Genomic DNA, 23,769 nt, shown 5'->3' with positions numbered 1-23,769 from the left:
CGTAAACTTATATCACCTTTTCGCCAAGGGACTTCTAGCCCTGCGGTAAACTAACCCATAATCCAGAATGCTGACATAATCAAACCACATTCTTGTAGGAGTTAACACTCAATGTCTCATAGCGTTAAAATTTACGACACTTGCATTGGCTGCACCCAGTGCGTCCGTGCCTGTCCCCTTGATGTCCTAGAGATGGTTCCTTGGGATGGCTGCAAAGCGGGTCAGATCGCATCTTCTCCTAGAACGGAAGATTGCGTTGGTTGTAAGCGGTGTGAAACTGCTTGCCCCACCGACTTTCTCAGTATCCGGGTTTACCTCGGTGCCGAGACAACTCGTAGTATGGGTCTGGCCTACTAAACTCGCCCATTTAACACAAGCCTTTTTGTATTGGGTTATATTAAAACACTATCCCATTAACGTTTTCAACCATTCTGGTCATTTCCGGAGAGGCATTTTAGTCCTCTCTTTTTTTATTGTCCGCTACATTACATTTGTTTCGCCATTAGAATGCGGCGATCCGCGTAGATGGCGATCGCCATGGGTCAGACTTTTTCAGGATTAAGTTCTATTTTTTAAAACAATCAAGAGTAAATTAACCAATCCAGTTAATTTCTGTGGGATCAGTCTCCTTGGCCGTGTTTAGGGTCTCTTTAGAGAGTGGGGGTTGAGTCGCTTTCGCGTTGGGCTGCTGGGCGAGAGATGTTTTGGGATGATGGGTGGTCTGCCAAAATCGGCGATCGCCAACATGTTGATTTAGGATACGACGCAGGAAAAAATTCAAGGTTTTCTGGGGAATATAACCTTTCAACACCGCTAAACTGCCGAATAACATATGGTTTAGTCGTTGCTCATCAAGAATTAGAGCGAGCTGCTCGGTGGTCAGTAAATCCGCTTCAAGTAAATAATCACCAAGCCGTTTGTTATCAATTAAGATCAACTCTTGTTTAGCATATTTTGCAAAAAAATCAGCCGTGGGTTGACGAATCCAGCCCCGCAAAGTCAAAATTTCACCAAATTTTAAATCGCTGTAAATTTGCTGATCAAAAAGAGCCGTTTGTAATTGGGCTTCGGAAATTAAGCCTGCATCTTCAAGGACTTCGCCAATCAACTGAATTTTCGGACTATTATTGGTAGATGCTGCATTCATAAGCGCTATTTCAACCTACTGTGACGATGCAAGAACAATACTTTACAGACCCAGTGATACTCATTGCCGTTAAAAGATTACTCTTTTATTTTTTATTTTTCCCATAGAAATATAACTAGGTATTTATTGTTTTGATTGGGATACTACAGTACCTATTTTACTCAGTCTTAATGCAATCATAAGTGATGAATGTTAATTTCGACTCCTACTTTCGCCATAGACAAGATGATCAATTTTTTATCTGCGAAAGTTGTCGCAATTTTGATCTGGGTTTAATCATTCTCTGCTCAGAGACAGAAGCGCTGGAATAACTATAAATACTTAATGATTTTTTGAGTCTTGCTTCATTAAAAATCAAAATTCTGAGAGGGTATTTATAAAGTAAAGATAAAAAAGATGAAAATTGGAAAAGATAGAGGCTAGATTGGTTGGTAACTGAGCGTTGTGGTGAGGCTTTGACCCATGACAGATAAAGTCTATCCTAGCGACCTGAGCGATGCAGAATGGGCCTTAATCCAACCCTTGATTCCCCCCGCCAAACCCGGTGGTCATCCTCGGACTACTGACATGAGACGGGTTTGCAATGGTATCTTTTATCTCCTCAAAACAGGCTGTCAGTGGCAATATTTACCAAAGGATTTCCCGCCCTCCCCAACGGTGTACTACTACTATCGAAAATGGCAAAGGAAAGGGGTATGGGAAAGCATTAACCATGCTCTGCGCGGCCTATGTCGACAACAAGTAGGTAAATCAGTACAACCAAGTGTGTTAATCGTAGATGCTCAGTCGATAAAAACGACGGAAAAAAGGGGGAGGTATTTGGCTTCCATGGAGGCAAAAGAGTAAAGGGAAGATGCCGGGGCCTGTTGGTGGATAGCTTAGGTCTGGTCTATAAAGCCATGGTGGCAGAGGGGAATGCCTCAGAACGAACCTTAGCAAAGGCGGCGGTGATGGAGTTATTAGAAACACAGCCAAAGTTGTTAGAGAGAGTGAAATTAATGTGGGTCGACGCCGGATATCGTGGCGAGGTCTTTGGACTGGGGATTTGGCTGATGATACAGGCGACAGTAGAAGTAATCAAAAGAGAGGGGCGAGAATTTCAGATGCTACCAAAACGGTGGATTGTGGAGCGAACATTTGGGTGGTTGAATTGGTATCGTCGTCTGAGTAAGGAATATGAAAAATTCCCCGAAGTATCGGAGGCGGCAATTTATGCTTGCATGACTCGCTTAATGCTACGGCGATTGGTTACCTAAAGATTTACTTTATAGATAGGCTCTGACATTGCCATGGGCGAAAAGGCTGAACATCAAAAGGCGATCGCCTCCGCCCTGTAGAAAAAAAGAGAAGTGATCTCAAGCTGGATATTTAACTGGCAGAGCAAATCCCTAGGGGATGATCAAGACCGGACAAGGAGAAAGATTCGTAACTTTGCTCGTGACACTTTCGGCGACTCCTTCTTGGGTTAAGCCCATACCCCGACAGCCCATCACGATTAAATCAGCCTCAATTTCATCGGCCACATCACAAATGGTGAAAGATGGCATCCCTTCCCGTTCAATAATCTCCGCTTCGATCCCCGCTTGAGCAAAGAGATCATGGGCTCCCTGGAGGAGCTTGGCCACCGCTTCTTCGGAATTCATCACCCCCTGGCGTTCCTCTGGCTCTGTCGGTTCGACCACGGAGAGCAGGACTAAACGACTTTGGAAGGATTTCACAAGCTGAATCACGGTCTCCGCTGCTTCACGGGCTTCACGACTTTTATCAACGGGAAAAAGAATGGTTTTAAACATGGTAGCTCTACCTCCTAGACACAGGCTCCGGTAAAATCTGCATGGAGATATTTTTCTGGATTTGGAACTTCTAGTTCAATTTTCTCGGAAAAATGGTCTTCTTCTGATGACAAGATGACAGAACTTTATAAAAAGCAAGCATTTGGAGGATCCTAATTGTGGCTAAGAAATCAGTTGCAAATTTAACAGAGGCAGATTTAAACGGAAAGCGCGTGTTTGTCCGGGTTGATTTTAATGTACCCCTCAATGAGAGTGGTGTAATCACTGACGATACCCGGATTCGGGCAGCACTCCCCACCATCAAATATTTGACTGAGAAAGGTGCCAAGGTAATTCTTGGGAGCCACATGGGTCGTCCGAAGGGTCAGGTGGTTGATTCGATGCGCTTAACGCCTGTGGCCGCTCGTTTGTCTGAATTGTTGGGCCAATCTGTCACCAAGTGTGATGATTGCGTTGGAGATGCCGTGAACCAGGCGATCGCCAACCTCGGCAATGGTCAAGTAGCGTTACTAGAAAACCTCCGCTTTAACCCCGGCGAAGAAAAGAATAATCCCGAATTTGCCAAGCAACTCGCGGCCAATGCAGACATTTATGTCAACGATGCGTTCGGGACGGCTCACCGTGCCCATGGTTCCACTGAAGGCGTAACCCACCATGTTAGTACTTCCGTTGCGGGTCTTTTGATCGAAAAAGAACTCCAGTTCCTCAAGGGCGCCATCGAAGCCCCCAAACGTCCCCTCGTGGCGATTGTTGGCGGTTCTAAGGTATCCAGCAAAATTGGCGTCATTGAAACCCTCCTCGAAAAGTGCGACAAGCTCTTGATCGGCGGCGGGATGATCTTTACGTTCTACAAAGCTCAAGGGAAATCCGTCGGTGGTTCCCTCGTCGAAGACGACAAGATCGATTTGGCAAAGAGCTTAATGGAAAAGGCCCAAGGGAAAATTTTGTTGCCCACTGACGTGGTTGTCGCAGACAAGTTTGCCCCCGATGCTGAAGCTAAAACTGTCAGCGTTGACGCAATTCCCGATGGCTGGATGGGTCTCGACATTGGTGCCGATTCTGTGAAGGTCTTCCAAGAGGCTCTTGATGGCTGTGGCACAGCGATCTGGAATGGCCCAATGGGGGTATTCGAGTTCGATAAATTTGCCGTGGGTACCGAGGCGATCGCCAAGACCCTTGCTGGTGCGACTGAAACTGGTACGGTCACGATTATTGGGGGTGGAGACTCCGTTGCGGCCGTCGAAAAAGTTGGTGTTGCAGACAAAATGAGTCACATTTCCACCGGTGGTGGTGCCAGCCTCGAACTGCTCGAAGGAAAAGAGCTTCCCGGTATTGTTGCCCTCGATGATGCCTAAACTTTTAACCGTTCTTTTGCTCTAACAAGTACCCCCCTAGCTCAATTCAGGGGGGCTTTTTTACAGAGAATTTTCCGAAAATATTAAGCCTGTGGGACATCCTCCAGGGCAAATTGCACCAGGCGATCCACCAATTGAGGGAAGGGAACGCCGCTCTGTTGCCACAATTGCGGGTACATACTCAGGGCTGTAAACCCAGGCAGGGTATTAATTTCGTTAATTAACACCGTCTGGGTCGCTTCTACATAGAAAAAATCCACCCGGGCAATGCCACGGCAATCAAGAGCTTGGAAGGCTTTAATGGCGAGTTCTTGAATTTGTTGGGCGATTGCCCCTGGGATCTCAGCAGGAATGTGCATACTAGATTTCCCGTCGGTGTACTTCGTTTCGTAGTCATAGAAATCACTGTCAAAGCGAATTTCCCCCACCACCGAAGCTTTGGGCTGATCATTCCCCAAAACGGCACATTCTACCTCGCGGGCCGTTACCCCAGCTTCAACAATAAGCCGACGGTCATATTCTGCTGCGAGATCCAGCGCTTTTTCCAGTTCGTCACGGGTGCGCACTTTACTAATTCCCACGGAAGACCCCAGATTTGCGGGTTTGACAAACATCGGGTAATCAAGCTGGGCTTCAATTTTGTCGCAGACCTTTGGGAAAACACAGGGGCCAGACCAGACTTCAGAACGCAACACGCCCACATAATCTACCTGGGCTAAACCTGCTTGGGCAAAGACCATTTTCATCGCCAGCTTATCCATACCTGCCGCCGAACCGAGCACTTTACTCCCCACAAAGGGCTTTTCCATGAGGGTCAGCAGGCCTTGGAGGGTGCCATCTTCACCGTTGGGCCCGTGGACAATGGGAAACCACACATCAATGCTGGGGGCTGCCTGAGGAAATTGCCAGCGACTGGCCGGATCAACGGTTTCTACGGGGAGGGCTTTGCCGGCAGTGAGTACCTGTTGGGAAACTTCGGGGTCGTGCCAAATACCGTTACGGTCGATATAAAACGGGAGAAGTTCGTATTTTTCGGGGTTGTTTTCCTGCGTGAATGCTTTGGCGATCGCCGCCGCTGAAACGATGGAAACATCATGCTCCCCAGATTTCCCGCCAAACAATAAACCAACCCGTTGCCGTGCCATCACGTTCTCCACCATAGATATCGGGATCATTATAGGGGCAAGGGGACGCCGCGAATGGCAAAATCGAGCAGTTCCATCGGATGCCACAGGGGAATCGTTTGCCCTTGCTGCTGGAGATGGTTTTGGATTTGCAGACTACAGCCTGGATTCGCCGAGGCGATCGCCTTTGCCCCAGTATTTAGTAAATTTCTGGCTTTGCGATCTCCTAGTTCAGCGGCAATTTCCGGTTGAAGGAGGTTAAATACCCCGGCACTGCCGCAGCAAAGATTATGTTCAGCGGGTTCCCGGAGCTGCACATTGGGAATTTGTCGGAGCAGATCGCGCGGTTGGGCGGCAATTTTTTGGCCATGGAGCAGGTGGCAAGCGTCCTGATAAACCAGGGGAAAAGCTTCGGACGTTAAAGGATTTAAAGGGGTGGTTAGTCCCACCGCCGCAAGAAATTCCTGAGCATCGCGCACTTTGGCCGCAAAATCCTGGGCTTTTTGGGCGTAATCTGGGTCATCCTGTAAAATTCGCCCATATTCCTTGAGGGTATGGCCACAACCGGCGGCATTGATAACGATGTAATCGAGGTCTTGATCGGCAAAACTATCGATCATCTGCCGGGCGAGTTCTTGGGCTTGTGCCGTTTGTCCTTGGTGGGCCGGAAGCGCCGCACAACACCCCTGACTTTGGGGAATCACAACTTCGCAGCCATTGGCCGTTAAGACCCGCGCCGTTGCTTCATTCACCGGGGAAAAGAATAGCCGTTGGACACACCCCAGCACCATGCCGACGCGGTACCGTTTTTCCCCCTGGGCTGGAATCAGGGTGGGTAATACTTTTTTGCTGGCCTGGAGATTAACTTTAGGCAGAATCAATTCCATTGCCGCCAACCGGGGAATCAACTTCAGAATCCCTAATTTACGGACGAGCCATTGCAGACCCGAATTTTGGTAAACCCACAACAATGGCAGCAGCAATTTTAAGCGCAAAGGATAGGGGAACAGATTGAAAATCAGCCACCGAAATAGGCGATCGCCGAAGCTTCTGGTGTAGTTGCGCTCAATTTGTGCCCGCATCGAGGCCAGCAGTTCGTCATAACGGACTCCCGACGGACAAGCCGAAGTACAGGCCAAACACCCCAGACAACTGTCGAAATGTTGTACCGTCGCGCTGTTAATTTCCGCCTCCCCTTTGGCGATCGCATCCATCAGGTAAATACGGCCCCGGGGAGAATCCATCTCCGAGCCGAGCACCCGATAGCTCGGACAGGTATCCAAACAAAAGCCACAATGCACGCAACTGTCGATCACTCCCTGTTCTGGGGGAAGCTGCGGGTCAAAACCACCTAATTTTGTGTCAGAAAGGGTCATTGCTCGTCCAAAAACTGCCTCAGATCACTATAAAAGTTTGCGGCTCCGAGAAAAAACCTCCCAGGATAGGGAGGCGGAAAATCAACATAATTCGTAACGTCTAAAGGCTTAATGGGTAATCCTTTAAGATGAAAACTTAACGGTTTCGGGGGAAAACGTAGCCAACCCCTAGGGTAAGGCCCACATCTGCATCATCGGAAAAACCGACATTAAGCCCCACATTTCCGACAAAATCCCGTGAGAAACGGTAGTCAAAGCCGCCAGTGGCCAAGAAATCTGTATCGCCAGAATCTGTGACGATGCCGCCGCCAACATAGGGATTGACGCGTCCCCGACCCGCAAAGTCATAGGTGATTGGTAGCGTCACAGAGGTATCATCCCCGAAATTGACGCCAGGGCGGAAGGATAAATTATTCAGAATCGCGATTTTACTAATGACCGTGACCCCATCATCGGCAACACTACGATCGGGATCTGTTAAACCGACATTACCAGCAACGCCAATGTAACTGTATTGATTTGTGGGAGTGATTTGGGCCTGGGCTGCACCGGCAGTGAGCATAACGCTACCGAGGCTAAGTAAAGCAATTATTTTTTTCATGGTTGAGCACTCCTCAAAACGCTTGAAACTTGCCTGAAAAAGTCTCGCTTAGGAGACAGAAATCAAGGGTTTGCCAAGTTTCTTTACATCTCCATTGTAGGATTTCCATCCAGGAATTGGGTTTCTAGTGGAGAAGGACGGCTCTATTCGGGGGTAACGCTGTCTCGTTGCCAGGCACCATAGCGTCCGGCGTAGAAGGAAAGAATTGCTTCAATTTGTTGGCGATCGCCTTGGGGAAGATCCGCCGGATAACGTAGATGCATTTTCCCAATTTGACTGTGGAAATAATTAAATTTTGGCGATCGCCGCAACTCTAATTCCACCTGTACTTGGGGCACCTGTTGCAGATGGGCCGCCACCTCCTGATAAATTGCCAGGGGTAAATCCTCCCGCCGCAAACGTTCTGTGATCAGTTCTGTTACAGTGCCCGGAGTTGTCACAATCGCTATCCTTTTTCACATCAAACTTTAGGAGCATTGTACCGTTTTGTTCGCTCCCCTTGGGGGGTAATATCTCGATGGTGGTTGGCCTGTTTTTTGAACGAGCTTAACCTTCTTCTAAGGTCGGCACAGTGCGTTCGCCAGGATTACTCGCCACCGAAGTTTCATTGAGTTTTTTCTGAATTGTCATGCCATACTGCTCCAGGGTGACCACGGGAACGCCCCGATTAAAGGCGATCGCCTTGACGAGTACCTGGCCATTGGCGACGTAGTCTCCCACCTTCACATAACGGCTAAAACGCTCATCGGGGGATTCCACCATCACATAATCAATACCATTGATCTGTACGACCCCTGTCACTTTGGTGTTATTTGCGGCAGTGGGTTCTGGTAGGGATGGAAGAATGGGGCTAAAGTCTAGAGGTGGTGGCGGTGGGGCGATCGCCACGCTCCCAGGAGCTGTACCAGGGGTGGTTTGTCCAGGAGTGCCAGCGCCATTGGCCGTGCCAGGGGCACCCGGTTGTGCACCAGAAGTAGTTGGTGTCGGAGCTGGGGGAGGTGCTAAAGTCACCTGGGGCGCAAGGGAAAGATCCGCAAAGGGATCGGGGCGGCCTTCTGTGGTAGCCCGACGACGGGCATCAGGGTCAGTGGATGGGATCAGCACAGAAGACAATGTTTCTGTTGTCGGGGGGGCAAACAATTCAGCGTCTGGCTCCGGAGCGGGAGTCGGTGCTGTGGTTTGGGGGGTTTCCGGGGTCGGTTCATCATCGCCACCACCGGGCAATAAAGAGCAACTCCCGAGCGTTAAACCCACGGCAACAAGGGGCAACAACAGAAATACTTGACGCATGGCGGAAACCTCGACACAAAATGCTGGGGTAGGGGGTGGATGAAAATGAAGTTTTAAAAAGTTGCTTCCAGTGTAGAGGAAAGTGCCAGATTGATTCTCAATTAATTGGTGAAATTTAACGGTTACTTGTTAATTGTGCCAAAACTTTTCCCGTAAACCCCTCGAAATGCAGATGAGGAATTATATAAATGCTTGTTTTACACCACAGTCATCCTTGGGATGTTTCCCCTGGGGTGGCCCGGGAGATTCAAACGTCTTTAAGGCAATGGATCGTGCTTCAAGATGACTTACCAACGAACGTCAAAACCATTGCGGGGGTGGATGTGGGCTTTGAGGCGCGCTTCTCAATCACACGGGCGGCGGTGGTGGTTTTGTCCTTTCCCGATCTAGAGATCCTCGAAACGGCGATCGCCCGCTGTCCCACTTCTTTTCCCTATGTACCGGGATTGTTATCTTTTCGGGAAGTGCCCGCCATTTTGGAGGCATTAGAAAAAATTACGCATCTACCAGATTTATTGTTCTGTGACGGCCAAGGTTACGCCCATCCACGCCGTTTAGGGCTAGCCTCTCACTTGGGGGTCTTGTTAGATTTACCGACGATTGGGGTGGCAAAATCCCGCTACATCGGTACCCACCAAGAGGTGCCCCTCGAAAAAGGGCAGTGGGTGCCTTTACAGGATCACGGTGAAACCATTGGTGCAGTGCTCCGGAGTCGGACGAAGGTGCGTCCCCTCTATATTTCTGTGGGTCATCGGATCAGTTTAGCCACAGCCCTTGATTTCGTCCTCGCCTGTACGCCGAAATACCGTCTGCCAGAACCAACGCGCTTGGCGGATAAATTGGCTTCTCGAAAACCTAATTTCCCATAAAAAAACCGCCTTGGGGCGGCATCGATTTGTTTAAAAAACTGAATGGACGATTTAGGCGATCGCACAGGCCCGACGGTAGCACCACCGCAGCAAAGTGATCCCCAAAACAAATTTCGCGGCTTCTAAGACCCAATACAAACTGTGCCACACGGACATTTGCAAAGGCATCGTTGCCGTGCCATTGAAGCCGGACATTTCTAAGCCAAAGCCAGCCAGTTGAGGCGTAATCAAATAGGTATAAAGCAAAGCAATATTTAACAAAATACTGGCAATGACGAGGGCATTTAAGGCTTGGCGATCGCCAAAGAGATGTTCAAATTTAAACCCAAAAAAGATCGTTAGAATTCCGGCGGCACAGACCACCTCTAAACGATTAAACACCTCAAACAAAACATAGCCAGTGCTAATAAAACCGCTGTCGGCCATCATCCCGGTCATGGACAATACAGGAATGATCACAAAATCGAGGAGGAAAGAGGCACTCAACCAAAACCCCAAGATGGTCATGACAATAGCCGATAAGTTGAGGGAAAACGGTTGCTTTTTGAGGGCATAGTTGAACATAGTTTCTTCTCCCGAAACTGGGCCTTACTTTTTTAGCTTAAAAGCTTAGGGAACCCCATCGGTAGCATTGTCCCAAAACGACATAATCTAGTAATACTCTTTCATAAATCGCAATACTCTCAGCTGCTTTTAGAGCGATTCACCAGCATGGTAAGAACTACGCACCAGAGGCCCTGAACGCACATGGGAAAAGCCCATTTCCTTGGCGATCGCCCCTAGGTGTTCAAATTCTGCCGGTGTCCAATATTTTTGTACGGGTAAATGGGCTAGGGATGGGCGCATATATTGGCCTAGGGTAAGGCGATCGCAGCCCACGGCCCGTAAATCCCGCAACGCTTCGATAATTTCTGCCTCCGTTTCCCCGTGACCGAGCATTAAGCCCGATTTCGTTGGGATCTCAGGATTGCACGCTTTCACCAATTCCAAAACCCGGAGCGATCGCCCATATTTTGCCCCCCGCCGCACAGGGCCCTGGAGCCTTGCCACCGTTTCAATGTTGTGGTTGTAACAAGCCGGTTGCGCTGCCACCACCGTTTTTACCCGTTCTGTCTGGGCTGTTTCTGCCCCTTTCCCACTCCAAAAATCTGGGGTCAGCACTTCAATTTGTGTCCCTGGATTTTCAGCCCGGATCGCGGCCATTACCGCCACAAACCAGCCAGCTCCCCCATCGGCAAGGTCATCCCGCGCCACCGAAGTCAACACCACATAACTCAGTCCCAACAGCTGCACCGACTCCGCCACTTTTTGGGGTTCCTCCGGGTCAAGGGGGAGGGGGATTTGGCCTTTATCCACCTGACAGAACGCACAGGCCCTAGTACACACTTGCCCCATCAATAAAAATGTTGCGGTTTTATTGGCGTAACACTCACCCCGATTTGGGCATTTCCCTTCCTCGCAGATAGTGTGAATGCCCCGTTGCTTAACGATTCGCTGGACTGTCGAGATCTCACTGGCTTTACCGAGGGGAGCTTTGACCCAACTGGGCATGGGCAAAATCGGGGCGCTGGAGGAGTGAGACGCAGAAGAAGCCATAATTTTTATAAAAACGCTGTTGAGGAAAGTTCTGGGATTTTTAGAATTAGTTTACTGAAAATCTAGTTAACCCAACATCCCCAGGTACGGGGCTAACCCAGTGATCAAAGTCACGGTGGCTTCAGGTCGATGAGTATGTCAAACTGAGGAAAACTCAATCGCTTAACTTCTAGATGATCGTAAATCTTGGTTGAAGCTTTTAAAATTTTTACCAAGCTCACGCCATCATAGAGACGACCCAGCCAGCTATTTTATGTTGTGAAGGAGTATGTTGTGACCCACAAAATCCTAGTGATTGACGACAGCAAGGTGATCCGTATGCGGGTCAAGGATATGCTGCCAGAGGGGAATTTTGAAGTCATTGAGGCCAAGAATGGACTTGAGGGCTTCAATCTCATCAATACGGAACATCCCAATCTGATCATGTTGGATTTTCTGCTGCCGAAGATGAGCGGCTGGGAAGTATACCAAGAAATTCAAAAACGCCCGGAACTAAAGGCAATCCCTCTCGTGCTGATGTCTGGCCGCAAGGAAGAAGTCACCGAAAAGCTCCCGGAACCCTTTGAACTGTTTTCATTCATCGAAAAGCCCTTTGACCAAAAGCAACTGATCAACGCGATCAAAGATGCGATGGCGAAGGCGAAAAAACAGGCCCAAACAATCCCAGAAGTTTCTCCTTCTTCCCTCAGCGCGAGCACAACGGGAAACCCAATGGCGGCAGAAATCGTGGCGTTACAGGCGAAGGTAAATGCCCTCCAAGGAGAAATCGATCTGCTCAGAAAACAAATGGGACAGTTGGTCAATTTCGTGAAACAGAAGTTGAAGTAGAATCGCTAAACTTGACCAATATTTGTATTTGTTGAACTGCCGACCAGATGATCATTGGCGAAAACATCAAGGGACAATAATTTCGATGGGTGCACAGCTTTCTTCTTTAGTTAAGGTGTTGGTGATTTCGGCGGTGGGGGCAGCGTTAATCAAGTATGGTCTGCCCTATGGTTTCAACCTAGCGGTGATCGCCCCATCTAATGGCGGTGCTTTGGCGGCAATTTTACTCCCAGCGATGGTGATGGCCGGGCTATTGTGGTGGCGGAGTACGTCCCAGACTTCCTAAAAGGGCAAGGGTTAGTCAAAACTAAGACATAATCAAAACAACAGCACTAACTTGAGGCGTGTGAGTAACGTGGATTTTCGGAAATGGAGTGGCTTCATTGTTCTTCTGAGTTCCCTGTATATTCTCTGGCAAATTAAAGCGTTTTTACTGTTGTTGCTCACGGCAGTGATCCTGGCTAATGCCCTCAATGTGCTGGTGATCAAGCTGCAAACCTGGGGCGATCGCCTTGCGGCCCGTTTCAACCAACCGTTACTGCGAATGGGGCGTTCCTTCGCCGTATTTACTGCTCTGTTTATGGTGGTATTGATCCTCTGGCTCGCCTTCACCATCGTCATTCCGCCTTTTATTGGCCAGTTCCAAATTTTGTTTAGCAAGCTTAACACAGGCTTTTATGAAATCGATGAATGGTTAGATTCCCAAATTTTCAAAATTGAAGAAAACTTTGGTCTGCCGATCAGTGAACAACTGCCGAATCTCGATGAGGTGATCCCCCAAATCCCGACCCTGCTCAATGAGCTGCTCAATCGCGGCTGGAGTTTATTTTCCGACTCCCTCAAGGTACTTTTAAATGTCTTGCTGCTCACGGTTTTAACCTTGATGTTTCTGGCAGATCCCCAACCCTATCGCCAGGGATTTATCCGTTTGTTTCCTTCTTTTTATCGCCGTCGGGCAGACGAAATCCTCACCCTCTGCGACGCCGATCTCAAAGGCTGGGTCGCAGGCATTATGTTCAATATGTTTTGTATTGGCATCCTGAGCTATGTGGGTCTTTCGATTTTGGGGCTGTCATTGGCTCTGCCCCAGGCGATTTTGGCTGGTTTACTGACCTTTATTCCCAATATTGGCCCGGCTTTGAGCGTAATTCCTCCCATCCTCATTGCTCTGTTAGAAGCCCCGTGGAAAATCTGGGCAGTTTTAATCTTATACTTTGTAATTCAGCAGGTAGAGGGAAATGTTTTAACCCCTTGGGTAATGGCCCGGCAAGTCTCCCTACTCCCTGCCGTAACGCTTTTGGCCCAGGTTTTGTTTGCGGTGACATTGCAGTTGGGGTTTTTGGGGCTGTTCTTGGCGTTACCCCTAGCGGTTATCGGTCAAGTGATCGTTCGAGAGGTATTGATCAAAGATATTTTAGACCCTTGGCAGGCGAGGGAAGAAGGCCAAGTGCTGGCGATGGTCTCCGGAATTGTGGGTATTGAAACCAGCCAATCCGTAGCGCCAGAACCGGAAGCAAAAACGCCCGAATTGCCGACGGATCATCCGCCGGAGTCCCCCAGTTAAGGGAAACTTTGTGTACCCTTATTAGGAGTGATTTTATTCTGGTTGAGGAATTGATGTATGGGTGCGTCCCGGAGTGATTGGCGATCGCCAGTGGTCTTAGGTCTAGTTGTCAGCTGTGCCGTGAGTCTTAGTGGTTGTGGTGGGCCACCGCCCCAAGCCCAAACTCCCCAGGGAGTACCAGTAAAATTTGAAACCTTAGATTCAGATCTGCTCGCCACTACCACTGAATACGTGGGGGTTTTAGAAGCGGATAATCTCGTGACCCTCAAACCAGAAGTAGACGGCATTATTCAAGCCATTCAAATCCAAGAGGGGGATACTGTCACGGCAGGAACGCCCATTTTGACCCTCAAATCAGAACGCAGTCAGGCTTCTTTGCAACAGGCGATCGCTGGGGTAGAAGCAGCCCGGGCCGCCCAAGCAAATGCCGAAGCCCAACTCAGTGCTGTCAATGCGGAAAAACTAGAGACCCAAGCCGACTTAAAACTCCGGGAACAGGATCTCCAACGGATTAAAAGCCTAGTGGATACCGGGGCTTTACCCCAGCGGGATCTCGACCAGAGCCAACGGGATCTAGAGGTGGCCAAGGCGCGGCTAAATACCATCAATCAACGGATCAAGGCTGCCCAAGCAAGTGTAAATCAAGCCAAAGCCACCCTCCGCCAATCAAGCAATACGGTGGCGATCGCCAATGAAGATCTCCGGGAAACCCAAGTAACAGCCCCCGTTGCGGGCACCATCGGCGACTTAACCGTGCAACAAGGAGACTACCTCGAACAGGGAGCCACCATTGCCACCATTGCCCAAAATACACGCCTGAGTCTTAACTTTTTTGTGCCCATCGAGCAGGCCCCCGATCTGCGTCTCTCCCTCCCCGTCGAGCTGATCGATTATCGCACCCTCGAAACCGTGGGTCGGGGTCAAGTAAGTTTTATTTCCCCAGAAGTAGACTTTACCTCCCAAACCATCTTGGCGAAGGCCAGCTTCGATAACCCTGACAATCGCCTTTTCACGGGGCAACTGGTCAAGGCCAAACTGATTCTGAGTCAGCAAACCGGGGTTTCGGTGCCTGTCACGGCTGTATCCCGCATTGGCGCAGAAACTTTTGTCTTTGTCACTGCCCCCAATCCCGACGCCCAAGGGGAAAACGATCCCCCCCTGATTGCCGTCCAAAAATCCGTCACGTTAGGTGCCATTGAAGGCGATCGCTATCAGGTGTTAGAAGGATTAACCACCGGGGAACAGGTGATTACCACGGGCATTCTCAATTTGACTGATGGCACCCCTGTCTTCCCCCAAACCGAAGAAGTCTTCCAGTAAAGCGTTAGGGATTTAGTTAATGCCGATCACATATTTGCGCCATTCGTGGTTAAGGTCATCCCGGGTATATTTCAAAAGCTCGAAATAAAGGCTACTGTGGGGTTTGCGCGGCTGGATCAGTAACTCCATTTCCGCTTCTTTAGGAGTGCGATTACCCTTACGCACATTACAACGCATGCAGGCGGTGACGAGGTTTTCCCAACTGTCTATGCCACCCCGCGATCGCGGAATAATGTGGTCAAGAGTCAGTTGCTCGCCACGCTTACGGCAATATTGGCAGGTGTGGCGATCGCGTTCCAGAATATTTTTACGGGTGAGGGGAATCTCGCGGTAGGGCACCTTAATGTAGTGGCGCAGGCGAATGACGGTGGGGAGAGGAAAATTCTGGTAAATGACGCGGCCATTGTGTTCTAGGCTTTCGGCCTTGTCTTTGAGCAACAGCACCACTGCCCGACGCCAACTGGTAATGTTGAGCGGCTCATAAGAGGCATTTAGCACCAATACCTTGGCCATATTTTTCCCGTAATCTTTGTAAAAAAAGACGCTAGACTCAATATTTCCGCCTATGCTAGCACAGCTCTCAAAGACAGGGGGCGTTGTCGCCACTGGGGCCATTACGCCACAATTTGTGTATATCCTTGATGATTTAAACTTTTTTCAATGAAAATTGCGATTACTGGTGCAACAGGTCTTGTGGGGCAACGTTTGGTTGAGCGTTTGTACCCTGCCCATGAGCTTTTAGTCTTGACCCGCAGTGAGGCCAAAGCCCAAGGCATTTTTCCAGCCTCTACCTATCCAAAGCTCAAGATTGTGGCCTATACCCCCACGGAGTCAGGCCTCTGGCAGGACTGTATCTCTGGCTGTGATGCGGTGGTGAATCTGGCTGGGGCTCCCATTGCGGAACAACGGTGGACACCCAGCTATAAGCAGGAAATTCGCCATAGTCGCCAGGGGGGGACAGAAAAGATCGTCGAGGCGATCGCCAAAGCTGACCAAAAACCCCAGGTACTCATTAATCCCTCTGCCGTCGGCTATTACGGCACCAGTGAAACCGCCATCTACACTGAAACGAGCCCTCCCGGTAACGACTTCCTCGCAGACGTTTGTCAAGCATGGGAAACGGCGGCCCTAGAAGCCCAAAACCACGGCATTCGTACCGTCATTCTCCGGTTTGGGATTGTCCTCACCAAAGAAGGAGGAGCCCTCGCCAAGATGATTCTCGCTTTCAATACTTTTGTCGGCGGCCCCCTCGGCACAGGTAAGCAGTGGGTTTCTTGGATTCACCGCGATGATCTCGTTAGCTTGATTGAAATGGCCCTTACTCAAGTCGATTGGCAAGGCACCTACAACGGCACTGCCCCCAATCCAGTCACAATGGAAACCCTCGCCCAAACCCTAGGCTCTGTAATGAAACGTCCTGCTTGGCTCCCGGTACCAGGCTTTGTTTTAGAATTACTCCTCAGCGATGGTGCGAAAGTCGTATTAGAAGGGCAAAAAGTGCTACCCAAACGAACTGAAGAGGCTGGCTTCCAGTTTAAATTTCCGGATCTCAAAGCTGCCCTGGTTGATTTATTGGCACATTAATCTTTCAACAGGATGGCAATCCATACTTTTTTGTTTGGCACCCTATCATTTTTGATAAAGATTTATCGTATTTTTTTACAAACCATGTCTGAAATTATTACCTCCGCCGTGAGTGATCGCATTTGTAACCACATGAACAAAGACCATGGCGACGCGGTTCTCCTGTACGCGAAACATTTTGGCCAGTGCCATCGCGCAGAAGCCGCAAAAATGTTGTCCCTGGATGAAACGGGGATGGCCCTTGAAGTGACTGATACCACCGGCACAGAAGCGGTACGCATCCCTTTTCCAAAAACTTTAGCCAATGCTAAGGAGGCCCACACTGTTTTAGTGGAAATGATGCAAGCAGCCCAAGGCAATCCCACCTAAACAAACTCCCAGCAACTTACACCATAATTTGTCTAAAGTCGTCTATCCTAAGCGTTCTGTGGGGATGGGCGGCTTTTTGGTGGTCTGGCATATCTCAAAATTTTATAAACATTTAAGAATCATGTCCTTTATAGTATGCATTCCGTTTAATTGGCTACTCTAAAGTCAGCTCAACGCGCCATATCCTAAAGAAAACGAGTGCTTGTGCCTAAGGATCCCCTGACTTATGAAAGCGACCCCTAGATTTTTTCCTTCACTGTGTATCACCGTCACGATGAGCTTTTTGGCACCGATGGTGGTTTGCGGTTTACTTTTGACCCTCTGTGCGGCGGTGGGGATTTTCCCTGGGGTAACTGTTGAATTGTTAACGGATGCCTTTGGGAATGTGCTAAAAGTTTTTGGTAATGGACGCATTTGGGAAGGGGTCTTAGTCATTGCGATCGCCTGTGGTTTCGTCGGCGGTATGTTTGAAACCTTTAACTTTTACTATTACCAAAACATGAATTAAGGAACTAAAGTCCTGGGGGCGACCGTCTGAGAACATAACGGAAAATTGCGATTGGTTACTATAGAAAAAGACAAGCCTTCGGTTTGTTAGCCAATCTACCTTCCCTATTCAAAACAGCCACAGGAACACAAGCATCATGTTGCATCGTCGAAAAAACCGCTGGATGTATGGCCTATTAGCCTGCATTGTCGCGATCAGCGTCAACCTTGCGACACCCACCGTTAGCCAAGCGGGTTTTTTTGAAAATCTTTTGCGGGGCGTTCTAATTTGGGGGGTGCAGAGTTATCAAATCTCCAATCTCTCAGATGCCCAGGAACAAGACTTTGGTCAACAAATTCACAATGAACTGACCCGTTCTGGCCAGGTTAAACTCTATCAAAATCAGCGGGTTGTGAGCTACATCAACGAAATTGGCCAACGTTTAGCGCGCCAAAGCACACGCCCAAATTTAAATTACAAATTCTTTGTCGTCGAAGATGACAGCGTGAATGCCTTTGCCACCATGGGGGGCTACAACTACATCAACACAGGGCTAATTAAAACCGCCGCTAATGAGGCAGAACTTGCTAGTGTAATTGGCCATGAAATTGGTCACATTGCGGCGAAACATTCCCTAGAACAGATGAGAATGCAGGCCCGGAACCAGGGGATTTTGGCGGCGACGGGCTTGGATAGTAGTCAGATTGTCCAGTTGGGGGTGGCGATCGCCGTTGATTATCCCAACAGTCGCAGTGACGAAACGGAAGCGGATGATCTTGGTTTTAATATGTTGACCCGGGTCGGCTATGCCCCAGAGGCGATGGCTTCATTTATGAAAAAGTTGATGGCAGCCAACAGTGGTGGTGGTCGTCCCCCGGAATTTTTGAGTACCCACCCAGCCACCAATGATCGAATTGTGCGACTCCAAAATAAAGCCGCCCGTTATTCGGGGAATCCCCAAGGTTCGCTCTATGCGGAGGGGTTAAATCAGCAACGTTATCGGAGTCGTCTGTCGCCCCTGCTCTAAATGGTTGGTTTTTAACTCAGTTTTTAGGCGATCGCTTTCCTTGGCGATCGCCTTTTGTGTGTTGTACCTATGGGCAAAAAAATCCCCCCATGGTGCTGGGGGAAGGGAATTTTGTTCGATATATGCGGGCGAGTTAGTTAACGGCCGCCGCCCTGTTTTTGTTTGAGGATATCGAACATGGCATCCTGAATTTGTTCCTGGAGAGTCGGATTATTGGGCAACTGATTACTAATGCGATTAAAGGTGCTGCGGGGCATAATGTCGTCAATGAGGTTGGGCAAGACATTGTTGCAGTAGTTACGCACCTTCCCAATGGCGGCACGGTTATTGAGACGGTTAATACTCTGGGGCTGATCGCAGCGAATTTCCCAGTCCGGTTTGCGGCCAATGAGATTTTCGACTTCCAACAAGAGATTATCCATGCTGTTGTTGCCGTAGATCGCCAGATAGGCTTCGGCATAGCGATTAATGTCTGCGGTGCTCGGTTGTTGGGCGATCGCCTGATTTTGCCAGCCAAGAATTTCCGGTTTGAGGGTTAATTGGGGCGCTAGCCCCAAGCCCAGGGCGCTGAGGGTAAGGCAACTGCCCAGCAAATAATCTTGGAAGCGACGGGGTAAAAGCATAATGACCGATGGGGAATAAAAATCAGCGATGGCAAATTTTAAACGTATTTAATATTAAAGAATAGGTTTTAGGGAGGGAAGTTCCAGGGGGCAACTTTTTTCTGCCATGGTTGCAAGGGTTTAGCGGAAATGCTGACAGAGTTCGAGAATTTTAGTCGGGAGAATTTCCTCGGCGATCGCCCCTTGTTTCAGTCCGGCTTCGAGTTCTAACAAAATCGGTAGGGTTTTGAGGAGTTGCTGACCCCGCAACCGGGAAATTTCCTTTTTCAGAAAATATAATCGTTTGGGATTCTTGAGATCCGCGAGTTTGGCGATCGCCTGATCGTCCCGTTCCCCAGCTTCGATCATTACCTTAATAATTGTCCACATCCGGAATTGACCGACCAACGTCGCCACAATCCGCAGGGCAGGCTCATTTTGCGCCAACAGTTCCCCCACCAATTGAATCGCTAAACCACCATTGCCTTCCCGGATCGCCTCACAGAGTTGCAAGCTATTTTGGTTCGTTGCTGCCACCAGTTGCTGAATTTCTACTTGTGTTAACGGTTGTGTCCGGCTCCCCTGATAAATCTTGAGCTTTTCTAACTCATTCCAGAGTCGTCGCGTATCATTACCCACCGCTTCACCGAGCAATTCCGTTGCTGGTCGATCTAAATTCACCCCCAATTCCCGCGCTGTTGCTTTAACGCGATCTGCAAGGGCTTCCGTCTGCCACGGGGGAATCGGCGAAAACTCCCGTACTTTCGCGTGTTCCTGGATAAATTTTGTCGATTTTAGCCGCTTATCTGGTTTTTTACGGCTCGTCATTAACAGGTGTGAACTTTCGGGAATCACGGGTAATGTCCGGTGCAATTCCTGCAAAAGACTATCCGAGCAAGATTGGCACAGGGTCGCTTCATTCAGCCAAATTAACCGTCCTCCCATACCAAAGGGCGGCGTCATTACCTCGTTCAGCGCATCGATGATACTTTCCTCTTTACTGCCGTCGTAGGTCTGAAAATTAAACGATAGCCATGCCGGATCTAAAACCGATTGCTTAATCTGATCCACCGCTTGGGCGATCGCAAAATCATCCTCTCCCCAGAAAAAATACACCGCCATCGCAATCCGCTAAAATCACAAACAAATCAAGGTAAAGTAAATAGAGCATCCCTCGCAACGTAACCATTATGCCCAGAACACAGCGCAACGATAATTTCATCGACAAAAGCTTTACGGTGATGGCCGATATCATCCTCAAAATTCTGCCCACCAATAATCGTTCCAAAGAAGCCTTTGCTTATTATCGCGATGGGATGTCGGCCCAAGCCGATGGGGAATATTCCGAAGCCCTCGAAAACTACGAAGAAGCCCTGAGGCTTGAAGATGACCCCAATGATCGTAGCTATGTCCTCTACAATATGGGCCTAATCTATGCCAGCAACGGCGATCACAACAAAGCCCTAGAACTCTACCACGAAGCCATTGATCTCAATCCCCGGATGCCCCAGGCCCTAAATAATATTGCGGTGGTCTATCACTACCAAGGCGAAAAAGCAAAGCAATCTGGCAATGAAGACGAATCAGAAGCGCTCTTTGATAAGGCCGCAGAATATTGGAAGCAGGCGATCCGCATCGCGCCGAACAACTACATCGAAGCGCAAAACTGGCTGAAAACCACCGGCCGCTCGGAAATGGACGTCTTTTTCTAACTGAGTTAGTGATCGAAACTTTAAAGTAAGCATTTACATTGAGAATTTAAACATGATTGATCTTGAACAGGTTCGCAAGGTTGCCCATTTAGCACGTTTGGAATTAACGCCAGAAGAGGAACAGCGCTTACCCTCCCAACTCAGCGCGATTTTAGACTATGTCGAACAACTCAGCGAACTGGATACGGACAATGTGGAGCCGACCACCAGAGCCATTGACGTGAGTAATATTACCCGCGCCGATGAGCAAAAAACCTTTGGCGATCGCCAACTTTTACTCGATAATGCCCCAGACCGCGAAGATGATTATTTCCGAGTCCCCAAGATCCTCGGCGAAAGCGAATAATTAAAATTTATGTTTTTGCTCAATTCCCCTGTCAGGTGACGGGGGAATTTTTATTGGGCATAATCAGTAGATTGCACCGCTTCTTGCAGAACTTCGGTAATCCACCTATTGATGCTGGTATTTTTGCTGGCCGTCAAAATCGCGATTTCACGGTGTAGCTCTGGTGAAACTCGTAGGTTAAAGCGTCCTGAATATTCTTTGATGGGGCTAATGCCTTTTTCCTTACAAACTTCGAGAAATACTGCGAGGGAATTTTTAAATTCCTGGCGGAGTTCTTCGGGATTGCGGCCATAGAAATCTGCGCCACCATTTAACCCCAAGATTTCACCGCGAAATAAGTCAAGTTCTGGGTCATACTCAATTTTTGCTCGATAACCATCAAGAATCATCATGTTCATGGCTTTACTCCGTGGGATTCTAACCATTTCCGAATACTGGCAACGGCTCCTTTATCAGTTGTAGGGGAAGGGTGAGGTCGATGAAAAACCCGCACTTCACCAAAGAGAATCACCGCAACTCGTGAGCCACTCCTCTCAGAAATGTCTGCTCCTAGTTCCAGAAAGAGTGCTTCGATGTCAGACCAGGCAATGTTGCCACTGATGGGCCTTTGGAAAATAAGCGCTAGGGTTTTACTGTTTCTACGCTTCATTTTGTTAAGCACCTCGATGGTACTACAAAAAAGTACCAAAATATGATGCCAGAACATAGCGCCACAGTAATTTCATCGTGAGGAGTGTCGCAGTTAAAATATATGCCTGGTCATTTTGACTGGGGGTCTTGGCTAAGTGATTACAAGGAAATTGCCTAGAGGCCCAAGACTTCAGCAAAGATTTGTACAATACAATACGGTTTCTTTAAAAAATATTAAGGTTTTATCCATGGGCCAGACCACAGAAGCGCAAACCCTAAAGTACGGTGAGCGGGAAATTGAAAATGGCGAACTCATTACCTTCCCGAACCCCCGCCCCGGACGGCGCTATACCATTAACATCACCCTGCCAGAATACACTTGTAAATGTCCTTTTTCTGGCTATCCGGACTTCGCAACGATTTACATTACCTATGTACCGGATCAGAAAGTAGTAGAGCTAAAAGCGATCAAGCTTTACATCAACAGTTACCGCGATCGCTATATTTCCCACGAAGAAGCAGTTAATCAAATTCTCGATGACCTGGTCGCGGCCTGTGATCCCCTCGAAATGACGATCAAAGGAGACTACCAACCCCGTGGTAATGTGCATACTGTCATTGAAGTCACCCACACCAAAGAACAAGCATTATGATTTTCGCTTGGCAGTTCCAATCCCCTGGCCCCATTTTGTTTGAGGTGGGTAATTTTGCAATCCGTTGGTATGGTCTTTTGATCGCGATCGCCGTGTTGATCGGTGTGAATCTCTCTCAATTTTTGGCAAAGCGACGGGGGGTTAAACCGGAGTTACTCGCCGATTACGTCATTTGGGGAATTATTGGGGCGATTCCCTGCGCGCGACTGTATTATGTGCTATTTCAATGGCGCAGCTACGTCGATCGTCCCCAGGATATTATTGCGATCTGGCAAGGGGGCATTGCGATCCACGGGGCGATCCTTGGCGGTGTGATTGCGGCGTTGATTTTTTGTCGCCTGAATCGTCTTTCTTTTTGGCAACTGGGGGATTTAATTGCGCCTGCTTTGATTTTGGGGCAAGCTATTGGTCGCTGGGGAAATTTTTTCAATTCGGAAGCCTTTGGGGCACCAACCGATTTGCCTTGGAAGCTTTATATTCCCCTCCAAAATCGCCCTTTAAACCTTGTGGAATATGAATATTTTCACCCGACTTTCCTCTATGAATCTGTCTGGAATCTTGGGGTTTTTGCATTACTCCTCTATTTATTTTTCTGGGGTTTGCGCCATGGTGATCGCCTCAAAACAGGCACAATTTTTCTTACCTACTGGATCGCCTACAGTGCTGGCCGCGTCTGGATCGAAGGCTTGCGCACTGATAGTTTAATGCTTGGTGGGATTCGCGTCGCTCAATTAGTCAGTTTGACAGGAATGGCCCTCGGTATTTTGGGATTAGTCTGGTTATATGTTCTAAAACGACGCTTACCCGATGTGCGATCGCCGAGGGAATTACGAGAGGCAGAAGCTATCCCAGAAAATTCCGAGACTTAAACCGTTACCATTGCTCCTCTAGTGACAACATTATCCATGGGCCAAACCATCCTCGTTACGGGCGCCGTCCGCTCTGGCAAAAGTGAATGGGCCGAACACCTTGCACTCCAGTCCCAACGCCCCGTCACCTACATTGCGACGGCTGTTGAAGATCCTGACGATCCCGAATGGATGGCCCGGATCCAACACCACCGCGATCGCCGCCCGAAAAATTGGGGATTTATGGGTGAGTCAGTCCATCTAACCGAAGCGATGCGACGTATCCCCGAAGACCACTGCATCCTTGTAGATTCCCTCGGTCTGTGGGTGGCCAATCATTTAGAAACAGAGCCGGCTCCTTGGCACCAGCTCACCACAGCATTTTTGGAGGCGATTAAAAATTCCCCACGGATGCTAATTCTTGTCGCCGAAGAAACGGGTTGGGGCCTCGTCCCCACTTACCCATTAGGACGCTTATTTCGCGATCGCCTGGGCCGTTTGATCCGCGAAGTGGGCCTCGTTTCTGATCAAGTCTATTTATTGGTGGGTGGTCATGCCTTGGATATCAAAACACTAGGACATCCCTTGCCTCCGGTAAAAACGCCCCTCAGCTGAGGTTGATTGTATCTTTTTGTAACAAAAACTCTG

General features: G+C 48.9%; 31 protein-coding genes. 17 read left to right on the top strand and 14 right to left on the bottom strand.

All coding sequences use genetic code 11. The annotated features are described in order from the left end of the window. The first annotated feature begins 111 nt into the window (after nucleotides 1-111). Entirely contained in the window at nucleotides 112-357 is a 246-nt protein-coding gene (gene psaC, locus AWQ24_RS15915) for a photosystem I iron-sulfur center protein PsaC (protein ID WP_012307203.1), read from the top strand. A gap of 235 nt (nucleotides 358-592) precedes the next feature. Here the strand turns inward: psaC and AWQ24_RS08060 are convergent, their stop codons facing one another. Continuing rightward, the gene (locus tag AWQ24_RS08060) at nucleotides 593-1,147 is read right to left on the bottom strand and encodes a hypothetical protein (RefSeq protein ID WP_065716498.1); all 555 of its coding nucleotides are present in this window, start codon (nucleotides 1,145-1,147) and stop codon (nucleotides 593-595) included. A 462-nt stretch (nucleotides 1,148-1,609) separates the two neighbouring features. On the opposite strand from AWQ24_RS08060, the gene AWQ24_RS16050 reads away from it, so the two are divergent. Continuing rightward, nucleotides 1,610-2,403 (top strand): IS5 family transposase gene (locus tag AWQ24_RS16050; protein ID WP_157096829.1). Its coding sequence is split into 2 segments (ribosomal slippage): nucleotides 1,610-1,943 and nucleotides 1,943-2,403, totalling 795 coding nucleotides; the frame shifts between segments, so codons are not numbered across the junction. Between the two features lie 132 nt (nucleotides 2,404-2,535). Here the strand turns inward: AWQ24_RS16050 and AWQ24_RS08050 are convergent. Then, the gene (locus tag AWQ24_RS08050; RefSeq protein ID WP_012307201.1) at nucleotides 2,536-2,940 is read right to left on the bottom strand and encodes a universal stress protein; all 405 of its coding nucleotides are present in this window, start codon (nucleotides 2,938-2,940) and stop codon (nucleotides 2,536-2,538) included. A gap of 158 nt (nucleotides 2,941-3,098) precedes the next feature. On the opposite strand from AWQ24_RS08050, the gene AWQ24_RS08045 reads away from it, so the two are divergent. Then, a complete protein-coding gene (locus tag AWQ24_RS08045) occupies nucleotides 3,099-4,295 on the top strand; it encodes a phosphoglycerate kinase (protein WP_065716497.1) in 1,197 nt (398 codons plus the stop codon). Nucleotides 4,296-4,378: 83 nt separating this feature from the next. Here AWQ24_RS08045 and AWQ24_RS08040 read toward each other — a convergent pair whose 3' ends face one another. The 5 genes from AWQ24_RS08040 to AWQ24_RS08020 form a co-directional block, all read right to left on the bottom strand. Beyond that, nucleotides 4,379-5,440, bottom strand: coding sequence for a D-alanine--D-alanine ligase family protein (locus tag AWQ24_RS08040; protein WP_065716496.1), 1,062 nt, complete (start codon nucleotides 5,438-5,440; stop codon nucleotides 4,379-4,381). A gap of 29 nt (nucleotides 5,441-5,469) precedes the next feature. After that, on the bottom strand, nucleotides 5,470-6,795 hold the full coding sequence (locus tag AWQ24_RS08035) for a (Fe-S)-binding protein (protein ID WP_065716495.1): 1,326 nt from the start codon (nucleotides 6,793-6,795) through the stop codon (nucleotides 5,470-5,472). A 136-nt stretch (nucleotides 6,796-6,931) separates the two neighbouring features. After that, nucleotides 6,932-7,396 (bottom strand): hypothetical protein, encoded by a 465-nt coding sequence (locus AWQ24_RS08030; RefSeq protein ID WP_143596765.1) that lies wholly within the window; start codon nucleotides 7,394-7,396, stop codon nucleotides 6,932-6,934. 143 nt (nucleotides 7,397-7,539) lie between these two features. Continuing rightward, entirely contained in the window at nucleotides 7,540-7,836 is a 297-nt protein-coding gene (locus tag AWQ24_RS08025; protein WP_232318792.1) for a hypothetical protein, read from the bottom strand. Between the two features lie 106 nt (nucleotides 7,837-7,942). After that, nucleotides 7,943-8,686: a hypothetical protein gene (locus tag AWQ24_RS08020; RefSeq protein WP_065716494.1), complete on the bottom strand. Its 744-nt coding sequence runs from the start codon at nucleotides 8,684-8,686 to the stop codon at nucleotides 7,943-7,945. 188 nt (nucleotides 8,687-8,874) lie between these two features. On the opposite strand from AWQ24_RS08020, the gene nfi reads away from it, so the two are divergent. After that, nucleotides 8,875-9,555, top strand: coding sequence for a deoxyribonuclease V (gene nfi / locus AWQ24_RS08015; RefSeq protein ID WP_062434234.1), 681 nt, complete (start codon nucleotides 8,875-8,877; stop codon nucleotides 9,553-9,555). A gap of 51 nt (nucleotides 9,556-9,606) precedes the next feature. On the opposite strand, the gene AWQ24_RS08010 is transcribed toward nfi, so the two are convergent. Together AWQ24_RS08010 and lipA are read right to left on the bottom strand one after the other, a co-directional pair. Continuing rightward, nucleotides 9,607-10,119, bottom strand: a complete 513-nt coding sequence (locus AWQ24_RS08010) for a hypothetical protein (protein WP_030007023.1) — start codon at nucleotides 10,117-10,119, stop codon at nucleotides 9,607-9,609. A 129-nt stretch (nucleotides 10,120-10,248) separates the two neighbouring features. Next, complete coding sequence (gene lipA / locus AWQ24_RS08005; RefSeq protein ID WP_065716493.1) at nucleotides 10,249-11,151, bottom strand: lipoyl synthase; 903 nt, start codon at nucleotides 11,149-11,151, stop codon at nucleotides 10,249-10,251. 318 nt (nucleotides 11,152-11,469) lie between these two features. Between lipA and AWQ24_RS08000 the strand changes: the two genes are divergently transcribed. The 4 genes from AWQ24_RS08000 (at nucleotide 11,470) to AWQ24_RS07985 (ending at nucleotide 14,863) form a co-directional block, all read left to right on the top strand. Next, nucleotides 11,470-11,979 (top strand): response regulator, encoded by a 510-nt coding sequence (locus AWQ24_RS08000; protein ID WP_062436596.1) that lies wholly within the window; start codon nucleotides 11,470-11,472, stop codon nucleotides 11,977-11,979. Nucleotides 11,980-12,064: 85 nt separating this feature from the next. After that, nucleotides 12,065-12,265 carry a hypothetical protein gene (locus AWQ24_RS07995; RefSeq protein WP_065716492.1) on the top strand — a complete coding sequence of 67 codons (201 nt, stop codon included), beginning with the start codon at nucleotides 12,065-12,067 and terminating at the stop codon, nucleotides 12,263-12,265. 60 nt (nucleotides 12,266-12,325) lie between these two features. Then, nucleotides 12,326-13,543 carry an AI-2E family transporter gene (locus tag AWQ24_RS07990; protein ID WP_232308872.1) on the top strand — a complete coding sequence of 406 codons (1,218 nt, stop codon included), beginning with the start codon at nucleotides 12,326-12,328 and terminating at the stop codon, nucleotides 13,541-13,543. 57 nt (nucleotides 13,544-13,600) lie between these two features. Then, nucleotides 13,601-14,863, top strand: coding sequence for an efflux RND transporter periplasmic adaptor subunit (locus AWQ24_RS07985; RefSeq protein WP_012307188.1), 1,263 nt, complete (start codon nucleotides 13,601-13,603; stop codon nucleotides 14,861-14,863). A gap of 12 nt (nucleotides 14,864-14,875) precedes the next feature. On the opposite strand, the gene AWQ24_RS07980 is transcribed toward AWQ24_RS07985, so the two are convergent. Next, a complete protein-coding gene (locus AWQ24_RS07980) occupies nucleotides 14,876-15,376 on the bottom strand; it encodes an HNH endonuclease (RefSeq protein ID WP_065716491.1) in 501 nt (166 codons plus the stop codon). A gap of 147 nt (nucleotides 15,377-15,523) precedes the next feature. Here AWQ24_RS07980 and AWQ24_RS07975 point away from each other — a divergent pair, with 147 nt between their 5' ends. From AWQ24_RS07975 to AWQ24_RS07960, 4 genes are all read left to right on the top strand, one after another. Continuing rightward, nucleotides 15,524-16,447: a TIGR01777 family oxidoreductase gene (locus AWQ24_RS07975; RefSeq protein WP_065716490.1), complete on the top strand. Its 924-nt coding sequence runs from the start codon at nucleotides 15,524-15,526 to the stop codon at nucleotides 16,445-16,447. 84 nt (nucleotides 16,448-16,531) lie between these two features. Continuing rightward, nucleotides 16,532-16,816 (top strand): DUF2470 domain-containing protein, encoded by a 285-nt coding sequence (locus AWQ24_RS07970; protein WP_012307185.1) that lies wholly within the window; start codon nucleotides 16,532-16,534, stop codon nucleotides 16,814-16,816. 274 nt (nucleotides 16,817-17,090) lie between these two features. Continuing rightward, nucleotides 17,091-17,324 carry a hypothetical protein gene (locus AWQ24_RS07965; RefSeq protein WP_223209913.1) on the top strand — a complete coding sequence of 78 codons (234 nt, stop codon included), beginning with the start codon at nucleotides 17,091-17,093 and terminating at the stop codon, nucleotides 17,322-17,324. Nucleotides 17,325-17,460: 136 nt separating this feature from the next. Next, nucleotides 17,461-18,330, top strand: coding sequence for a M48 family metallopeptidase (locus AWQ24_RS07960; protein WP_030007031.1), 870 nt, complete (start codon nucleotides 17,461-17,463; stop codon nucleotides 18,328-18,330). 137 nt (nucleotides 18,331-18,467) lie between these two features. On the opposite strand, the gene AWQ24_RS07955 is transcribed toward AWQ24_RS07960, so the two are convergent. Both AWQ24_RS07955 and holA read right to left on the bottom strand, forming a co-directional pair. Beyond that, nucleotides 18,468-18,953, bottom strand: a complete 486-nt coding sequence (locus tag AWQ24_RS07955) for a DUF4168 domain-containing protein (protein ID WP_065716489.1) — start codon at nucleotides 18,951-18,953, stop codon at nucleotides 18,468-18,470. A 120-nt stretch (nucleotides 18,954-19,073) separates the two neighbouring features. Continuing rightward, a complete protein-coding gene (holA, locus tag AWQ24_RS07950; RefSeq protein ID WP_065716488.1) occupies nucleotides 19,074-20,054 on the bottom strand; it encodes a DNA polymerase III subunit delta in 981 nt (326 codons plus the stop codon). Between the two features lie 68 nt (nucleotides 20,055-20,122). Here holA and AWQ24_RS07945 point away from each other — a divergent pair, with 68 nt between their 5' ends. Together AWQ24_RS07945 and gatC are read left to right on the top strand one after the other, a co-directional pair. After that, nucleotides 20,123-20,644, top strand: a complete 522-nt coding sequence (locus tag AWQ24_RS07945) for a photosystem I assembly protein Ycf3 (protein ID WP_065716487.1) — start codon at nucleotides 20,123-20,125, stop codon at nucleotides 20,642-20,644. Nucleotides 20,645-20,696: 52 nt separating this feature from the next. Next, complete coding sequence (gene gatC / locus AWQ24_RS07940; RefSeq protein WP_062434216.1) at nucleotides 20,697-20,990, top strand: Asp-tRNA(Asn)/Glu-tRNA(Gln) amidotransferase subunit GatC; 294 nt, start codon at nucleotides 20,697-20,699, stop codon at nucleotides 20,988-20,990. 50 nt (nucleotides 20,991-21,040) lie between these two features. Here gatC and AWQ24_RS07935 read toward each other — a convergent pair whose 3' ends face one another. After that, on the bottom strand, nucleotides 21,041-21,388 hold the full coding sequence (locus tag AWQ24_RS07935; protein WP_065716486.1) for a type II toxin-antitoxin system HicB family antitoxin: 348 nt from the start codon (nucleotides 21,386-21,388) through the stop codon (nucleotides 21,041-21,043). Next, nucleotides 21,385-21,639, bottom strand: coding sequence for a type II toxin-antitoxin system HicA family toxin (locus AWQ24_RS07930; RefSeq protein ID WP_065717338.1), 255 nt, complete (start codon nucleotides 21,637-21,639; stop codon nucleotides 21,385-21,387). The genes AWQ24_RS07935 and AWQ24_RS07930 overlap by 4 nt, the downstream gene beginning before the upstream one ends. A 229-nt stretch (nucleotides 21,640-21,868) precedes the next feature. On the opposite strand from AWQ24_RS07930, the gene queF reads away from it, so the two are divergent. Genes queF through cobU form a run of 3 tightly spaced genes read left to right on the top strand, consistent with a single transcriptional unit; the run spans nucleotide 21,869 to nucleotide 23,736 of the window. Beyond that, nucleotides 21,869-22,273 (top strand): preQ(1) synthase, encoded by a 405-nt coding sequence (gene queF / locus AWQ24_RS07925; protein ID WP_065716485.1) that lies wholly within the window; start codon nucleotides 21,869-21,871, stop codon nucleotides 22,271-22,273. Next, nucleotides 22,270-23,142, top strand: coding sequence for a prolipoprotein diacylglyceryl transferase (gene lgt / locus AWQ24_RS07920; protein WP_065716484.1), 873 nt, complete (start codon nucleotides 22,270-22,272; stop codon nucleotides 23,140-23,142). The genes queF and lgt overlap by 4 nt, the downstream gene beginning before the upstream one ends. A gap of 36 nt (nucleotides 23,143-23,178) precedes the next feature. Then, the gene (gene cobU / locus AWQ24_RS07915; protein WP_065716483.1) at nucleotides 23,179-23,736 is read left to right on the top strand and encodes a bifunctional adenosylcobinamide kinase/adenosylcobinamide-phosphate guanylyltransferase; all 558 of its coding nucleotides are present in this window, start codon (nucleotides 23,179-23,181) and stop codon (nucleotides 23,734-23,736) included. The last annotated feature ends 33 nt before the right edge of the window (nucleotides 23,737-23,769 follow it).

The sequence above is a fragment of the Picosynechococcus sp. PCC 8807 genome (assembly GCF_001693295.1).
Taxonomy (GTDB): Bacteria; Cyanobacteriota; Cyanobacteriia; order Cyanobacteriales; family MRBY01; genus MRBY01.
This window is presented reverse-complemented; position numbering and strand designations above follow the sequence as displayed.

Coding starts and splice junctions, on each gene's coding strand:
- AWQ24_RS08035 (WP_065716495.1), bottom strand. CDS start 6,795: ATGACCCTTTCTGACACAAAATTAGGTGGTTTTGACCCGCAGCTTCCC.
- AWQ24_RS08010 (WP_030007023.1), bottom strand. CDS start 10,119: ATGTTCAACTATGCCCTCAAAAAGCAACCGTTTTCCCTCAACTTATCG.
- AWQ24_RS07985 (WP_012307188.1), top strand. CDS start 13,601: ATGGGTGCGTCCCGGAGTGATTGGCGATCGCCAGTGGTCTTAGGTCTA.
- AWQ24_RS07975 (WP_065716490.1), top strand. CDS start 15,524: ATGAAAATTGCGATTACTGGTGCAACAGGTCTTGTGGGGCAACGTTTG.
- AWQ24_RS08060 (WP_065716498.1), bottom strand. CDS start 1,147: ATGAATGCAGCATCTACCAATAATAGTCCGAAAATTCAGTTGATTGGC.
- gatC (WP_062434216.1), top strand. CDS start 20,697: ATGATTGATCTTGAACAGGTTCGCAAGGTTGCCCATTTAGCACGTTTG.
- AWQ24_RS08030 (WP_143596765.1), bottom strand. CDS start 7,396: ATGAAAAAAATAATTGCTTTACTTAGCCTCGGTAGCGTTATGCTCACT.
- AWQ24_RS07945 (WP_065716487.1), top strand. CDS start 20,123: ATGCCCAGAACACAGCGCAACGATAATTTCATCGACAAAAGCTTTACG.
- AWQ24_RS08050 (WP_012307201.1), bottom strand. CDS start 2,940: ATGTTTAAAACCATTCTTTTTCCCGTTGATAAAAGTCGTGAAGCCCGT.
- AWQ24_RS07980 (WP_065716491.1), bottom strand. CDS start 15,376: ATGGCCAAGGTATTGGTGCTAAATGCCTCTTATGAGCCGCTCAACATT.
- lipA (WP_065716493.1), bottom strand. CDS start 11,151: ATGGCTTCTTCTGCGTCTCACTCCTCCAGCGCCCCGATTTTGCCCATG.
- AWQ24_RS07930 (WP_065717338.1), bottom strand. CDS start 21,639: ATGAAGCGTAGAAACAGTAAAACCCTAGCGCTTATTTTCCAAAGGCCC.
- psaC (WP_012307203.1), top strand. CDS start 112: ATGTCTCATAGCGTTAAAATTTACGACACTTGCATTGGCTGCACCCAG.
- lgt (WP_065716484.1), top strand. CDS start 22,270: ATGATTTTCGCTTGGCAGTTCCAATCCCCTGGCCCCATTTTGTTTGAG.
- AWQ24_RS07960 (WP_030007031.1), top strand. CDS start 17,461: ATGTTGCATCGTCGAAAAAACCGCTGGATGTATGGCCTATTAGCCTGC.
- nfi (WP_062434234.1), top strand. CDS start 8,875: ATGCTTGTTTTACACCACAGTCATCCTTGGGATGTTTCCCCTGGGGTG.
- AWQ24_RS08020 (WP_065716494.1), bottom strand. CDS start 8,686: ATGCGTCAAGTATTTCTGTTGTTGCCCCTTGTTGCCGTGGGTTTAACG.
- AWQ24_RS07965 (WP_223209913.1), top strand. CDS start 17,091: ATGAGCTTTTTGGCACCGATGGTGGTTTGCGGTTTACTTTTGACCCTC.
- AWQ24_RS08040 (WP_065716496.1), bottom strand. CDS start 5,440: ATGGCACGGCAACGGGTTGGTTTATTGTTTGGCGGGAAATCTGGGGAG.
- holA (WP_065716488.1), bottom strand. CDS start 20,054: ATGGCGGTGTATTTTTTCTGGGGAGAGGATGATTTTGCGATCGCCCAA.
- cobU (WP_065716483.1), top strand. CDS start 23,179: ATGGGCCAAACCATCCTCGTTACGGGCGCCGTCCGCTCTGGCAAAAGT.
- queF (WP_065716485.1), top strand. CDS start 21,869: ATGGGCCAGACCACAGAAGCGCAAACCCTAAAGTACGGTGAGCGGGAA.
- AWQ24_RS08000 (WP_062436596.1), top strand. CDS start 11,470: ATGCGGGTCAAGGATATGCTGCCAGAGGGGAATTTTGAAGTCATTGAG.
- AWQ24_RS07955 (WP_065716489.1), bottom strand. CDS start 18,953: ATGCTTTTACCCCGTCGCTTCCAAGATTATTTGCTGGGCAGTTGCCTT.
- AWQ24_RS07970 (WP_012307185.1), top strand. CDS start 16,532: ATGTCTGAAATTATTACCTCCGCCGTGAGTGATCGCATTTGTAACCAC.
- AWQ24_RS07935 (WP_065716486.1), bottom strand. CDS start 21,388: ATGAACATGATGATTCTTGATGGTTATCGAGCAAAAATTGAGTATGAC.
- AWQ24_RS07995 (WP_065716492.1), top strand. CDS start 12,065: ATGGGTGCACAGCTTTCTTCTTTAGTTAAGGTGTTGGTGATTTCGGCG.